General features: G+C 46.1%; 13 protein-coding genes and 1 tRNA gene. 11 read left to right on the top strand and 3 right to left on the bottom strand.

What is annotated here, in order from left to right:
• Positions 1-25: 25 nt before the first annotated feature.
• Positions 26-979: a thioredoxin-disulfide reductase gene (gene trxB, locus BM293_RS02200; RefSeq protein WP_093446485.1), complete on the bottom strand. Its 954-nt coding sequence runs from the start codon at positions 977-979 to the stop codon at positions 26-28.
• A gap of 173 nt (positions 980-1,152) precedes the next feature.
• On the opposite strand from trxB, the gene BM293_RS02195 reads away from it, so the two are divergent.
• From BM293_RS02195 to rfbD, 8 genes are all read left to right on the top strand, one after another.
• Complete coding sequence (locus BM293_RS02195) at positions 1,153-3,783, top strand: DNA translocase FtsK (protein ID WP_234968863.1); 2,631 nt, start codon at positions 1,153-1,155, stop codon at positions 3,781-3,783.
• Positions 3,784-3,822: 39 nt separating this feature from the next.
• A complete protein-coding gene (gene lolA, locus BM293_RS02190; RefSeq protein WP_093446484.1) occupies positions 3,823-4,446 on the top strand; it encodes an outer membrane lipoprotein periplasmic chaperone LolA in 624 nt (207 codons plus the stop codon).
• Positions 4,447-4,448: 2 nt separating this feature from the next.
• On the top strand, positions 4,449-5,792 hold the full coding sequence (locus tag BM293_RS02185) for a replication-associated recombination protein A (protein ID WP_093446482.1): 1,344 nt from the start codon (positions 4,449-4,451) through the stop codon (positions 5,790-5,792).
• Positions 5,792-6,181, top strand: a complete 390-nt coding sequence (gene crcB / locus BM293_RS02180) for a fluoride efflux transporter CrcB (RefSeq protein WP_093446481.1) — start codon at positions 5,792-5,794, stop codon at positions 6,179-6,181. Before BM293_RS02185 ends, crcB begins: the two co-directional genes overlap by 1 nt.
• Before the next feature lie 22 nt (positions 6,182-6,203).
• The gene (gene serS / locus BM293_RS02175; protein WP_093446479.1) at positions 6,204-7,493 is read left to right on the top strand and encodes a serine--tRNA ligase; all 1,290 of its coding nucleotides are present in this window, start codon (positions 6,204-6,206) and stop codon (positions 7,491-7,493) included.
• Positions 7,494-7,563: 70 nt separating this feature from the next.
• Positions 7,564-7,654 (top strand) — tRNA-Ser (locus BM293_RS02170).
• Positions 7,655-7,752: 98 nt separating this feature from the next.
• The gene (rfbC, locus tag BM293_RS02165) at positions 7,753-8,319 is read left to right on the top strand and encodes a dTDP-4-dehydrorhamnose 3,5-epimerase (protein WP_093446478.1); all 567 of its coding nucleotides are present in this window, start codon (positions 7,753-7,755) and stop codon (positions 8,317-8,319) included.
• Complete coding sequence (gene rfbD / locus BM293_RS02160; protein WP_234968862.1) at positions 8,312-9,256, top strand: dTDP-4-dehydrorhamnose reductase; 945 nt, start codon at positions 8,312-8,314, stop codon at positions 9,254-9,256. Before rfbC ends, rfbD begins: the two co-directional genes overlap by 8 nt.
• A gap of 2 nt (positions 9,257-9,258) precedes the next feature.
• On the opposite strand, the gene BM293_RS02155 is transcribed toward rfbD, so the two are convergent.
• Positions 9,259-10,341 carry a linear amide C-N hydrolase gene (locus tag BM293_RS02155; protein ID WP_093446475.1) on the bottom strand — a complete coding sequence of 361 codons (1,083 nt, stop codon included), beginning with the start codon at positions 10,339-10,341 and terminating at the stop codon, positions 9,259-9,261.
• 20 nt (positions 10,342-10,361) lie between these two features.
• On the bottom strand, positions 10,362-10,841 hold the full coding sequence (locus BM293_RS02150; RefSeq protein WP_093446473.1) for an FKBP-type peptidyl-prolyl cis-trans isomerase: 480 nt from the start codon (positions 10,839-10,841) through the stop codon (positions 10,362-10,364).
• A gap of 78 nt (positions 10,842-10,919) precedes the next feature.
• On the opposite strand from BM293_RS02150, the gene BM293_RS02145 reads away from it, so the two are divergent.
• The 3 genes from BM293_RS02145 (at position 10,920) to BM293_RS02135 (ending at position 14,361) form a co-directional block, all read left to right on the top strand.
• Positions 10,920-11,348, top strand: coding sequence for a CopD family protein (locus BM293_RS02145; RefSeq protein WP_093446472.1), 429 nt, complete (start codon positions 10,920-10,922; stop codon positions 11,346-11,348).
• A gap of 105 nt (positions 11,349-11,453) precedes the next feature.
• A complete protein-coding gene (locus BM293_RS02140; protein ID WP_093446470.1) occupies positions 11,454-13,046 on the top strand; it encodes an ABC-F family ATPase in 1,593 nt (530 codons plus the stop codon).
• Positions 13,047-13,344: 298 nt separating this feature from the next.
• Positions 13,345-14,361 (top strand): IS110 family RNA-guided transposase, encoded by a 1,017-nt coding sequence (locus tag BM293_RS02135; RefSeq protein ID WP_093446469.1) that lies wholly within the window; start codon positions 13,345-13,347, stop codon positions 14,359-14,361.
• Positions 14,362-14,408 lie beyond the last annotated feature (47 nt).

Here is a 14,408-nt window from a genome sequence, read left to right as displayed (position 1 = left end):
CCTATCTAACTATGTAAGAAGTGATTCACTTTTCGAGAGATTCTAAGTATTTTTCAACGTCTAGCGCTGCCATGCAACCCGCGCCCGCAGAGGTGATGGCTTGCTTATAGACTTGATCCATCACATCGCCAGCTGCAAAAACACCAGGCACGGAGGTCGCTGTTGCATTGCCATCTAAACCGCTTTTAACCTTAATGTAACCATTCACCATTTCAAGTTGGTCTGCAAAGATACTGGTGTTGGGTGTATGGCCTATAGCAATAAAAATACCTGCTAGCTCTAAATCCTGTGTTTTGTCGCCGTCACGTTCACGAACTCGTAAACCGGTTACGCCCATTTTGTCGCCTAATACCTCATCCACCACATGATTATAAATAATTTTTATATTGCCTTCTTGGGATTTTTTGATTAGTTGATCAGAAAGTATTTTTTCACTGCTAAATTTGTCACGACGGTGAATAACCGTGACCTCAGACGCAATATTGGACAAGTACAAGGCTTCTTCTACAGCCGTATTACCCCCACCGACCACGGCGACTTTTTGATTACGATAGAAAAAACCATCACAGGTTGCACAAGCCGATACGCCTTTGCCCATAAATGCTTTTTCTGAGTCCAACCCTAGATATTTTGCGGACGCACCCGTTGCAATAATCAACGCATCACACGTGTATTCACCGCTATCGCCAGTTAACTTAAATGGACGCTGTGATAAGTCTGCAGTGTGAATATGATCAAATAGGATTTCAGTACCAAAACGTTCAGCGTGTTGTTGCATGCGTACCATTAAGTCTGGGCCTGTTAAGCCCTCCGGATCACCTGGCCAGTTGTCAACTTCTGTTGTTGTGGTAAGTTGGCCCCCTTGTTGTAAGCCTGTTACGATAACAGGGTTGAGGTTAGCTCGCGCAGCATACACGGCTGCTGAATAACCGGCGGGGCCAGAACCAAGAATTAACAGTTTGCAATGTTTAGTGGTCATGATTTTTCCTTTCAATTAGTATCCTGAACAAGTTTAGGTCTTATTATCTAACAAGCTTATGTTAAAATTTTAACAGTTTTTAAGTAACGTTTAACAGTGACATTCCTTAATATTATTTGGGTTTGGCACGGTTTGTAAGAGTATCACTCTAGCAACTTTTCATAGGAAATGCATTGGACTTTAAACAAATAGCCTCGTCTTCATCATCAGACCATACTACCCAGCAAGGTTCACCTTCTCATTGGATGTTAAAAGACATTATCTTTATAGCAGGTTTTGCACTGGCACTGTTTCTGTTGTTAGTGCTTTATAGCTATCACCCAGATGACTTAGGTTTCCAACAGGCAGGTCAAACTGATGTGGTTGCAAACTATGGCGGTGCAACCGGTGCCTGGCTGTCTTCAATGCTATTCTATGTATTTGGTGTATTTGCGTTTGCTTGGTCGTTTGGTTTATTAGTGATTAGTTGGTTAGCCTTAAGGAATCGGCGGAATGAAGAGTTCGATATTGCGCGTATTGCGTTAAGTTTAGTCGGTGTCGCGTTAATTGTAGTCGGTGGTGCATCCTTTGCTAGCTTGTTTGTTAATCCGGATCAAACCTGGGTCACCTTACCGTTTTATTCAGGTGGTGTCGTCGGGTTTGAGTTAAGCCGTTTTTTAGTAGCCCAATTTGATTTACTGGCCACAACGTTAATTTTAATCACCCTCATGGCAGTCGGCTTGAGTCTGACGCTTGCCCGCTCATGGCTATCCATTTTTGAACAGACGGGTGATGGTTTTTGGCAAACAGTCGCTTGGATGAAACCCCGTTTATCAGGCTTGCTACATTATGGGCTGACTCAACAAAAAAGAATTCCTTGGCAATCTATTAGAAATAAAGGACTGGAAAGGTTATATGCCTTAAAAGAGACGGTGGCGGGGCGCAAGGTTCAACCTGCAACTGCAAGTGAAACCCAGGATACATCACAGCGTAGAACGCCGACGATAAAAAATATTGATATGCAGAGCACTGACGAGGCAGCAACAGAAAAGAGCACAAAAGGATTTGATTTTGCCAATCTAAAAGATGTGGCAAAAGGCCTTAAGTCGCCTAAATTATTTGGTAAACAAACAGATTCAGCTTCAGTTGTTACGGAACAACTAAAAACGCCAAAAGTAAGGCTTGTAGCGGATCAGCATAGTCAACCTAACAACACTATAACCAGTGCATCGCCATCCTTAGGTGATGTTACGGATTTAGCAGTAAAACCCACACCTAGTCTAAGACAAGTTGCGGCTGCTAGCCCTAAGCCGGGTGATCTGAACTATCAGATCCCCGGTGTTGAATTGCTTGACCCTCCCAAGGTTTATAAAGATCGCTATACGTCTGAACAACTTTTGGAGCTGTCAAAGTTGCTGGAAACACGTCTACTTGAGTTTGGTGTAACAGCCAGTGTTGAAGCCGTGTTACCAGGGCCTGTCGTCACACGCTTTGAGCTGATGCCGGCACCCGGTGTCAAAGTAAATCAAATTAACAATCTTGCCAAGGATTTGGCGCGGGCGATGTCAGTTCAGTCGGTGCGCGTGGTTGATGTGATACCGGGTAAACCGTTTGTGGGTATTGAAATCCCTAACGACAATCGTGAAATTGTGAGTTTTAAGGATGTGCTTCAGTCTGACGCATTTCAGCACAGTGAGGCGTTGTTAACCTTAGGTTTGGGTAAGGATATTGAAGGTCAACCGGTTGTCGCCAACCTGGCTAAAATGCCCCATGTCTTAGTGGCGGGTACGACCGGTTCGGGTAAATCGGTTGGGGTTAATAGCATGATCATCAGTATGTTGTTAAAAGGGCGCCCAGACCAAATTAAATTCATCATGATTGATCCCAAAATGTTGGAGTTGTCAATTTATGGCGATATCCCTCACCTACTAACCCCGGTGGTTACTGACATGAGTGATGCGGCAAATGCACTGCGGTGGTGTGTGTTTGAGATGGATCGTCGTTATCAATTGATGGCCAAAATGGGCGTGCGTAACATTGCTGGCTTTAACGAAAAAGTCCAAGCAGCCATTGATGCCGGTACGCCAATAGTCGATCCACTGTTTGAACAAGCGGCTAATCATGGAATGGCGATTGCGGACGAGCCTCCTACGCTAACGCCGTTACCTTTTATTGTCGTCATCATCGATGAATTTGCCGATATGATTATGGTAGTGGGTAAAAAAGTAGAAGAGCTCATTGCGCGTTTGGCGCAAAAGGCGCGGGCATCGGGCATCCATTTAGTGCTGGCTACGCAACGTCCGTCTGTTAATGTGATTACGGGTTTGATTAAAGCCAATGTCCCAACACGTATCTCTTTTCAGGTGTCGTCTAAAATTGACTCGAGAACGATACTAGACCAGATGGGTGCTGAAAACTTGTTAGGGATGGGTGATATGCTCTATTTGCCACCCGGTAGCGGATCCCCGATTCGGGTACATGGTGCGTTTGTTTCGGATGATGAGGTGCACCGCGTGGTGGACTTTATTAAGCAGCAAGGAGAGCCACAATATTTGCCGGAAATTACCCATGATCATGAAAATGCGAATAGTGCAGCAGCAGGGGGCGTTGATGCCGATGACGCCGAGTCTGATCCATTGTATGATCAAGTCGTTGCGTTTGTGGTTGAAGGTGGACGAGTGAGCATTTCAATGGTGCAACGTCGTTTTAAAATTGGCTATAACCGTGCGGCGCGCATTGTTGAGGCTATGGAAGCAGCGGGTGTTGTATCCAGTATGCAGGCCAACGGTGTTAGGGAAGTGCTTGCGCCTAAGCCGGATCGATAATCTAAATTGAGCGCTAGTTATCAAATGTTAAGGAATACTATGAGATTTTTACCCACTATGCGTGGACTGTTATTTACGATCAGCCTAATACCAGGCCTGGTGCTGGCACAAACAACGCACCCGCTTCAACAAACGATTGATAAGGTGGTTACTTTTCAGGCAGAATTTGTGCAAGAGCAGCCTGAGGAACAATTTTTTCGGGTTAATCGTGCGTTTGGGGAGTTCTATTTAGCTCGCCCAGGTATGATGCGTTGGAACTATACGCGCCCAGACCCGCAGCAAATTCTAGTTGATGGCCGTCATTTGTGGGTCTACGAACCAGAACTAGCGCAGGTGACTGTACAAAGAGTGAGTGAGATTCAAGGTGATATTCCACTTGCATGGTTATTGTTTGAAGAACCTATAGAGCAAACCTACCGGATTATTAATGCGGGTGAGCGACAGGGATTAACCTGGTATAACCTAAGACCGCGAAGCGCGACTTTTTTCCAGAGTATTGAAGTGGGGCTTAAAGATGACCAAATTAAGGCTGTCTGGATGTATCAAGGCCCTGATGAGGTGACCAAGGTGACCTTTAGCAATATTCAACAAAACCAGCCGATTGCTCATGAACACTTTGAACTCCAACTTGATGGTAATGTCGACTACTTTGGTGAGTTTTAAGCGTGTCGCTGTTTGCAAGCAGGCCTGCTTATCAACCGCTTGCTGAACGGCTACGTCCTCAGCGTTTAGCTGACTTTGTCGGGCAAACGCACTTAGTGGCACCGGGTCGCGCTATCGAACGTGCTTTAGCGCAACAGCATTTGCATTCAATGATTTTTTGGGGGCCGCCGGGAACGGGTAAAACATCATTGGCGCGTTTGATTGCTCAGCAATCGCAACGACTATTTTTGGCTTTGTCAGCGGTATTGGATGGGGTTAAAGAAGTCCGCAAAGCGGTGGAGCAGGCGCAAGCTGAGCGAGAGCTGACCGGCCAATCGGCGCTATTGTTTGTCGATGAAGTTCATCGTTTTAACAAGGCGCAACAAGATGCGTTTTTGCCTTATGTAGAAGATGGCACGATTATTTTTATTGGCGCCACCACCGAAAATCCGTCATTTGAATTAAATCGCGCTTTGTTATCACGGGCACGTGTTTATGTGCTAGAAGCGCTGACACAGGTCGATTTACACCCCTTGCTTGAACGGGCTGTTGCTGTATTGGCTACCGAGTTGGGCCAAAACATTCTACTTGAAGATGACGCTCAAACCTGGCTGCTAAATGCTGCTGATGGTGATGCGCGGCGTTTATTGAATAGCTTAGAGCAAGTAATTGATTTTGCAGTAGATTCGCCAGCAGGCCTGGTGATTAAGGCTGATATTTGTCGCAAAGTAATAGCGCGTGGTTTAGCAGGATTTGATAAGCAAGGTGATGCCTTTTATGATCAAATATCGGCACTGCATAAATCGGTACGCGGCTCTGACCCGCAAGCTGCTTTGTACTGGCTGACGCGTATGCTAGCTGGTGGGGCTGACCCCCGTTATTTGGCACGGCGGTTAATTCGCATGGCATCAGAAGAAATAGGCAATGCCGATCCACGTGCGCTAGCGACGGCGATTGATGCCGCGCAGGCCTATGAACGATTAGGTTCGCCAGAAGGGGACTTAGCACTGGCACAAGCAGCGGCGTATTTAGCGGTTGCGCCCAAATCCAACGCGGTCTATGTGGCCTATAAACAAGCATTAAGCTGTGCTAGAGACACTGGGCATCTGCCCGTGCCCAAGCACTTACGAAATGCGCCAACCGAACTCATGAAGCAGTTGGACTATGGCGAAGGTTATCGCTATGCCCATGATGAAACAGATGCTTTTGCCGCTGGTGAGTGCTACTTTCCGGATGCCATGTCAGAGCAAGCGTTTTATCAACCGGTAGAACGTGGCTTAGAAATTAAAATCAACGCCAAAATGGCAGAGTTAGCAGAATTAAATCGACAATCGCCAATACAGCGACGGTGTGATAGGGGGGAGTAATGACCTTGATGTTTTGGGTAGCGATTGCGGTCGGAAGTGCACTCGGCGGTATGGCGCGCTTTGCGATGTCGCATGCCACTTATGAGTGGTTGGGACGGGATTTTGCCTGGGGTACGCTCGGTGTCAATGTCACCGGTTCATTTTTTGTCGGCCTATTAACCCTGCTATTGTTAGATAAGTGGGCGGTATCGGCGGAGTGGAAAGCGTTTTTAATTGTCGGATTTTTAGGTTCATTTACCACCTTTGCCACTTTTTCTTATGAAACCCTGCAGTTTATTCAGCTCGGTGAGTGGTTAAAGGCCGTGCTTAATATCCTTGCCAGTGTGTTATTGAGTATCCTGGCGGTATTGATCGGTTTTTGGGTGGCTAAACAATTTTTAGTTTTATAACACAGGTAATACAGAGAGTAGTATGTTAGATACCAAACAACTTCGTAATGATATGGATGAGGTCCTAGCTGGCCTGGCCAAACGCAATTTCTCGTTTGATTATGCACAATTTCAAACCCTTGAAGCACAACGCAAACAATTGCAAACGCAAACAGAAACCTTGCAAGCCCAGCGTAACCAAAGTGCTAAGTCTATTGGTCAGGCCAAAGCGCGCGGCGAAGACATCGCTCCCTTACTCGCCTCGGTTGACGATTTAGGCGCACAGCTTGAACGTAATAAACAGGCATTAGATTCAGTGCAACAGCAACTAGAACAGCTGTTATTGTCTATTCCAAATTTACCCCATGATTCGGTGCCAGCAGGCCTGGACGAGTCAGGTAATATCGAAGTGTCACGCTGGGGGACGCCGCGTGAATTTGATTTTTCCCCATTGGATCATGTTGCAATTGCCGAGCAACGCGGCTGGTATGACAATGATGCCGCCACCAAAATTAGTGCCGGGCGTTTTGCGGTGTTAAAAGGGCCGATGGCACGTCTGCAGCGTGCTTTAACGCAATTCATGTTAGATACCCATAGCCACATTCATGGTTATGAAGAAGTCTATGTTCCCTATCTGGTTAATCAAGATAGTTTGTTTGGTACCGGGCAGCTGCCTAAGTTTGCCAAGGATCTATACAAAATAGAAAAAGATGCTGAACATGATACCAGTGACCGTGATTTGTATCTAATCCCGACTGCTGAAGTGCCGATTACTAATCTGGTGCGCGGTGAAATTGTCGATGCAGCAAACTTGCCGTTAAAATTTGTGGGTCATACGCCGTGTTTTCGCTCTGAGGCCGGTTCTTATGGCCGGGATGTGAAGGGTTTAATTCGACAGCATCAGTTTGAAAAGGTTGAGCTGGTGCAGCTGGTTCATCCAAACGATTCCTATATGGCGCTAGAGGCCTTGACTGAACATGCCGCCTCAATTTTAGAAGCCTTGGAATTGCCTTATCGCAAAGTGTTGTTGTGTGCCGGTGACATGGGCTTTTCAGCGGCGAAAACCTACGATTTAGAAGTATGGTTGCCAGGGCAGCAGGCCTATCGAGAAATTTCGTCTTGTTCGAATTTTGAGGATTTTCAAACGCGTCGCATGATGGCGCGTTATCGAGAAGACCAAGATAAGCCGCAACTCTTGCATAGTCTTAATGGTTCAGGTTTAGCGGTTGGGCGCACGTTATTAGCGGTTTTAGAAAACCACCAACAAGCCGATGGGCGTATTGCCATTCCAGCCGCGCTGCAGTCTTATATGGGCGGACTCACGCATATATAAAAACTCGCAAAAAAAGCGGACGGGTGTTGCAAAGTCATTTTTTTGCTCTATAATACGCCCACATAACAAAGGTGGACTGGCTGAGTGGTTTAAGGCGGCGGTCTTGAAAACCGTTGTAGGTTAATAGCCTACCTGGGGTTCGAATCCCTAGTCCACCGCCATTATTCTTAAAAAACCCGACATAGTTCGGGTTTTTTTATATCCTAAACTTCGCTCCATTATTAAAGCCCAACCAATCAATATTGGGAAACTCTTTGCCATGACAAGCCCTCAAACCTTCAATATTGCTGATATTTTATTGTTTGACGCGCTAAAGCATTCAGACGAGCGTGGTGATTTCTGTGAAACATTTCGCCAGGCCTGGTTAACCGAGGCGCTTGGACAGAAGGTGGATTTTTGTCAGCATAATCTTGTCAGTTCTAAACAGGGCGCGTTGCGTGGCTTGCATTTTCAACGTGCGCCTTATGCACAAGCCAAGTTGTTGCAGGTATTAGAGGGTGAAATTTTTGATGTCATGGTTGATTTGCGCCGCTCAAGTCAAACCTTTGGCCAACATCTTGCGCTCAGACTCACTGCTGACCAACCACAAACCCTCTATATACCACCAGGCCTGGCGCATGGCTATTTAGTATTAAGTGGAGCGGCCAAAGTGTTTTATCAGGTGGATGGTTATTATCACCCTGAAGCCGATGCCGGCTTGGCCTATGACGATCCGTGTTTAGCCATAAACTGGCCCAAATTAGCTTGCTCCTATTTGCTATCGGCCAAAGATCAGCAACATCCGACTTTAGCCGAGCTTGATGCGATGGGTGGTTTGTTTGACTAAACGTGTCTTAGTTATTGGTAAAACGAGTCAGTTGGGGCAAGCACTTCAAAAATGGGTCAAACGAAGCTATAACAAGCCAGACTCATGTCATTGCGAGCGAAGCGAAGCAATCTCTCAAACCGTCTATGACTTCACTTTTGTGGGTCGGGAGACTCTCGATTTCGCTCATCCGCATTCAATCCCCAGTTTTTTTGCAGACAAACGATTCGATTTCATAATCAACTGCGCGGCTTACACGGCGGTCGACAATGCCGAGTCCGAACCTGAACTCGCTGATCAAATTAACCATCTTGCGGTTAAACAATTGGCTGAAACGGCCAAGACAAACGATAGTGTTCTGATTCACATCAGTACAGATTATGTATTTGATGGACAGCAGCATCGTCCTTATATCGAAACAGATCCGGTTGCACCACTAGGCATTTATGGCGCAACCAAGCTTAAAGCTGAGCAGGCCTGCTTGAGTGTTAATGCTAAGGGCGTAATTATTCGTACTAGTTGGCTCTATTCGGAGTTCGGCAATAACTTTGTAAAAACCATGCTACGCCGCGGTGCAGAAGGCAATAGCCTAAATGTTGTTTGCGATCAATTTGGCAGTCCCACTTATGCTTCTAATTTAGCCAAGGCTATCATGGCTGCTATTGCGGGTCGCCAATGTGTTGTAGCGAACAAGGTGAAGACTGTGTCCGATATGTCAATTTATCATTACTGTGACGAGGGCGTTTGCTCTTGGTATAACTTTGCTACTACTATCTTTGAGATAGGTGGGGTTAATTGCCATGTCAACCCGGTTACAACTAAAGACTACCCAACTGCAGCAAGGCGTCCGAATGACAGTTCAATGAGTAATGCTAAAATCAAAGCTGATTTTAGCTTGAACATTCCATCCTGGCGAGAGGCATTATCTGTTTGCTTAAACGAGTTAAAAAAGAAATAGGGCTAATCAAGCCCTTGGAACTTAAAAGGCTCGGTTTCTTCAAACAAGTCGTTAGCTTTACCACTTACAAAGGGGCCGTGATCCAGCGTTAGCTTTTTAACTGGCGCGCCCTCACTTAAATCCATTTGTTTTAAATCTACCCATAACACCGAAGGAGTAAGCACGTTTTCAAAGTAATAGACTTTGTTGCGTTGGTCGGAAACGGAGCGCCAACGGGTGTTAGAAATATGAGGCTGATTGGGTGTGGAAATACCATAGGGTACGGATACATTGCGAATAACACTAAATACACTGGCGATGGCTGTTTGCGTATCGGTCGTTTGAGGAATCGCGTTGATGTAGTAAGCGGCACGTACAAAACGATCAGCCGCACGGTTAGAGCCCGGCAGCATAATCGTACCCGGAATAGTGTCCCAGTAGCCTTGAATAGCGAGCTGCTGTTCATATACCGGATCATTGGTCATGACTTGATAAGTGCGATCATGATGAATCACTAACTCGCCGCCCACATATTCAAAAATGGCGCTGTCGCCTGTGGCGTCCGACAAGGATAAATGTACCGTAGTGAATTTGTCAGTGCCGGGAATAAAATCGGTCACAATAACAAACTCTTCTTTGCCGAGTTCAGTGACCGCTTCAGCCACGGTAGCAAAGTTATCCAGTGCATACTGTGCCCAAGCTGCAATCGTTAAGCCGGGCTTATCACCTTTAGGGTTAAATACTGGGTATTCTGAATCAACTAGCCAGAGCAGATTAGCCACTAACCCTTTTTCATTCATGCCATCCGGTGTGGCAATATCCCAAGAGCTCGCGGCAATACTGCCATAGCGTGATGTCCAAGAGATAGAATTAGGCCCCACTTCGCCGTGTCGTGTCATACCGCGAGGAAAGGCCCAAAGATTGGCCGGGATGTCAATGGAGAAGTCCATCGTGCGCCCGGTAATAATGGTGTTATCGGGGCCTTGATAGACCACGCGGGTGCAGGCTTGACTCTCACTGATTGTAAGTGGGTTAAGGCCAACCAGACCGGTTAATCCTATCAGTCCTGCCGCAGCAAGACTTAAACGCATATTACGCAGACGCATGGGACAAACTCCATTAAAGATTAGTGTTGTACGCCGCCATCACCGTGTGCATGCCCATGATCTAATTCTTCAGCAGTGGCGGTGCGAATGTTCATGATTTCAATATCAAAAGTGAGATCTTGGCCCGCCAGCGGGTGGTTGGCATCAACCATGATCATGTCGCCGTCAATGGCTTTGATCACTACCGACTGCATACCTTGGTCAGATTGCGCTTCAAAACGCATCCCCACTTCAATATTATCGACGCCTTCAAACAAATCACGTGGCACTTGTTGAATCAGCATGGGTTCGATTTCGCCATAAGCCTCTGCAGCAGCAATGGTGGCGTTAAATTTAGCCCCCACCTCCTTATCGGCCAATTCAGCTTCTAGGCCGGGAATTAAATTATGGTGACCATGCAGATAGGCAAGCGGTTGACCATTAGACTGGTCTAACACGTCGCCTTCGGCATTGGTCAAGGTGTATTCAATTTGTACAACATGGTCAGCAGCAACTTTCATGGGGTTCCTTTGGTTTTAGGCTAAAATATAACTTTTTATCATAACCCTTTATGGGTGAATTATCAAAAAGGATCGCGTATGTGGGACAGCGGGTATTTATGGTTAAAAGTGTTTCATTTATTATTTATGATGTCATGGATGGCAGGTATTTTTTATTTACCACGAATTTTTGTGCACTTTGTCGATGGTCAGGTGGCTGGCCAGCAAGTGACACGTTTGGCTATTATGGGCCGTAAGCTGTGGAATTTTATGACCATTATGATGGTGTTAACGGTTATTACGGGAGTGTGGTTGTGGCTAGGGTTTGGTTTTAGTGGCGGATGGTTGCATGTCAAATTGTTATTGGTGGCTTTATTAATTGCCTATCATTTTTGGGCGCGCAAAAGGGTGCTGGAAATGCAGGCAGGGCATTTAGACCATTCGGGTATCTATTATCGCTGGGCTAACGAAATCCCGTTATTTTTGACCTTCGGTCTATTGGTGATGGTGGTACTAAAACCTTTTTAGCGTCTTTTTAGCCTGTTGTTTAGTATGTAATGATGCGCGGGTTCGCACTGGGTGCTTAAAAAGAGTAGAATGCGCGTTTATTTTTGATTTAACAGGAACAGTGTTTTGATCTCTACCGCGAATATCACCATGCAGTTTGGCGAAAAGCCGCTTTTTGAAAACATCTCGATCAAGTTCGGCGGCGGTAACCGTTACGGTTTAATCGGCGCCAACGGCTGCGGCAAATCGACTTTTATGAAAATCCTCGGTGGCGATCTTGAACCCACCGCTGGTCAAGTGATGCTCGACCCGAACGAACGTCTGGGTAAACTGCGTCAGGATCAATTCGCTTATGAAAGTTTTAGCGTCATCGATACCGTGATTATGGGGCACGCGGAACTTTGGGAGATCAAGAAAGAACGTGACCGCATTTATGGTCTAGCTGAGATGTCGGAAGAAGACGGTTTGAAAGTGGCTGAGCTAGAAGTCGCCTTTGGCGAAATGGACGGCTACACCGCCGATGCCCGTGCCGGTGAGTTGTTGTTGGGTTTGGAAATTCCGGTCGAAATGCATTATGGCCCGATGTCCGAAGTCGCTCCCGGCTGGAAATTGCGCGTGTTATTAGCGCAGGCACTTTTTTCTAATCCCGATATTTTGTTGCTGGACGAGCCGACCAACAACCTGGATATCAACACCATTCGCTGGCTAGAAAACATCTTAAATGCCCGTAACAGTACGATGATTATTATTTCCCATGATCGTCATTTTTTAAATAGTGTGTGTACTCATATGGCCGATGTCGATTATGGTGAAATTCGGATTTACCCGGGCAATTATGACGAATACATGTTGGCCTCGACCCAGGCACGTGAGCAATTGCTGTCTGATAATGCCAAGAAGAAAGCCCAAATTGCCGAGCTAAAAACCTTTGTGAGTCGGTTCTCGGCGAATGCCTCCAAAGCCAAGCAAGCAACTTCGCGCGCCAAGCAGATTGATAAAATCGAACTGGCCGAAGTTAAACCTTCTAGCCGTATGAATCCGTTTATTCGTTTTGAACAAGAGAAAAAATTATTCCGTTTAGCTGTAGAAGCAGAAAACATCAGCAAAACCTTTGACAAAGCGCCGGTGTTTAAGCGTTTTAGTGCGTTGGTTGAGGCCGGTGAGAAGATTGCGATTATCGGCCCGAACGGGATAGGTAAAACCACCTTGTTACGCGCACTGGTTGGCGATATTGAATTAGATGCAGGTCAGGTTAAGTGGGCGGAAAATGCCAGTATTGGCTATTATGCGCAAGACCATGCCCATGAGTTTGCAATTGATATGAGCCTCTTTGATTGGATGAGCCAATGGAAAAAGCCGACCGATGACGAACAAGCCGTGCGCGCTATATTGGGTCGGATGCTATTCTCGCAAAAAGACATTGATAAGTCGGTTAAGGTGTTATCGGGTGGTGAAAAAGGGCGGATGCTCTTTGGTAAGCTGATGATGGAAAAACCCAATGTGTTGTTAATGGACGAGCCGACCAACCACATGGATATGGAGTCGATCGAGTCGCTCAATATGGCATTAGAAGAGTATCCCGGTACAGTGATTTTTGTTAGCCATGATCGCGAGTTCGTTTCCTCACTTGCCAAGCGTTTGTGGGCGATGTCTGCTGATGGCATTGAAGACTTTAATGATAATTATGAAGCTTATCTTGCTCACAAGGGCTGGGTTTAATAGAGTTGGTTTTAAATTGAGATCGCTTCGGCCTACGGCCTCGCGATGACGTCACTAAAGTCTTACAAGGTGTCATTCCAGTCATATAAAGGAAACACTAGAAAAGATATGCCTTAAATGAGTATGCTGGAGTGAGGAGGAGAGACTAAGTTGTCAATGGCTCAGAGCCACTCGCGATGCGAAAGTCTCTCCTCACTCCGGCGCCCTAAACCTCTTTAAACGGGTGAGGTCAAAGCCTCTTTAACGGATATGACAAGGTAAGGGAACCAGCACTCCAACGCAATAAAGGTATACTACTATGTCACTGAAATCAAAATTTTTTAGCTCATTGGCGCACGCCAAAGCGATTGGGATTGATGTTTCTAAAGCAAAGTTAGATATCTGCTGCTTAACTGAACAAAGCGATATAACAATTGAGATCCACAACGACGCCGAACCCATCCGTGAGTTTGTTGAATGGCTAGTAAAACATCATTACTGCCACAAGATTATTATGGAATCAACGGGGCATTACCATTGGTTAATGGCGGTTGAGTTGTCAAAACACAATTTGGATTTACGGTTAATCAATCCATTGCTATCGAGCAAACATGCCAAAGCCGGCATACGTAAAACAAAAACGGATAAGGTCGATGCCTATCGTTTAGCGACCATGGCACTGACAGAGCGTGACTTACCAGCACGTTGGCATAAGGATGCAAAGTGGGTTGAAATCCGCCATAAAGTTGGATTGCTCAAACAGATGGAGCAGTCGATTCAACAACTCAAAAGTGCGATCAGCGATCATGAAGAAGCCTTGGCCAAGATCGGTGTGCTTGAAGATGAATGGTTATTAACTTTAAAACGCCAAGCTTTTGAGCTGTCAAAAGTGAAGCAAGCGAGTGAAAAAAGCTTAACGGAGTATATGCATAAAAGCCTGAGCTCAGAACGGCAAAAACGCTTCCAATCGATCCCGGGTGTTAGTCCATACTTAGCGGGATTGCTGGATGTATTTATGCAGGATGGGGTCGGTAGCGTCAAGTCTTGGGTCGCTTTTGTTGGGCTTGATATCGGTATCAAACAAAGTGGAAGCTGGCAAGGACGTTCGCGACTGAGCAAGCGTGGTAATGCTTATTTGAGAAAGCGGTTGTATCAAGCGGCTTGGGGCGCAAAACAAAATAATGCAGAGTTCAAAGCGTATTATCAGCAGCTGCGAGAACAAGGGCGCCCTTATGTGGAGTGCTTGCTCATATTGGCACGAAAGATATTAAGAATCGCGTATAACTTGTCGCACAAAAGCGAAAACTATATCGGGAAAATGTGGGCTAAATGTTGACATTTCCCTTTAACGGGCATTGCGAGCGAAGCGTGGCGATCTCAATT

The sequence above is a fragment of the Thiomicrospira sp. ALE5 genome (assembly GCF_900112445.1).
GTDB lineage: Bacteria > Pseudomonadota > Gammaproteobacteria > Thiomicrospirales > Thiomicrospiraceae > Thiomicrospira.
Note: the sequence above shows the minus strand (reverse complement) of the source record. Positions and strands in the feature narration are given on the sequence as shown.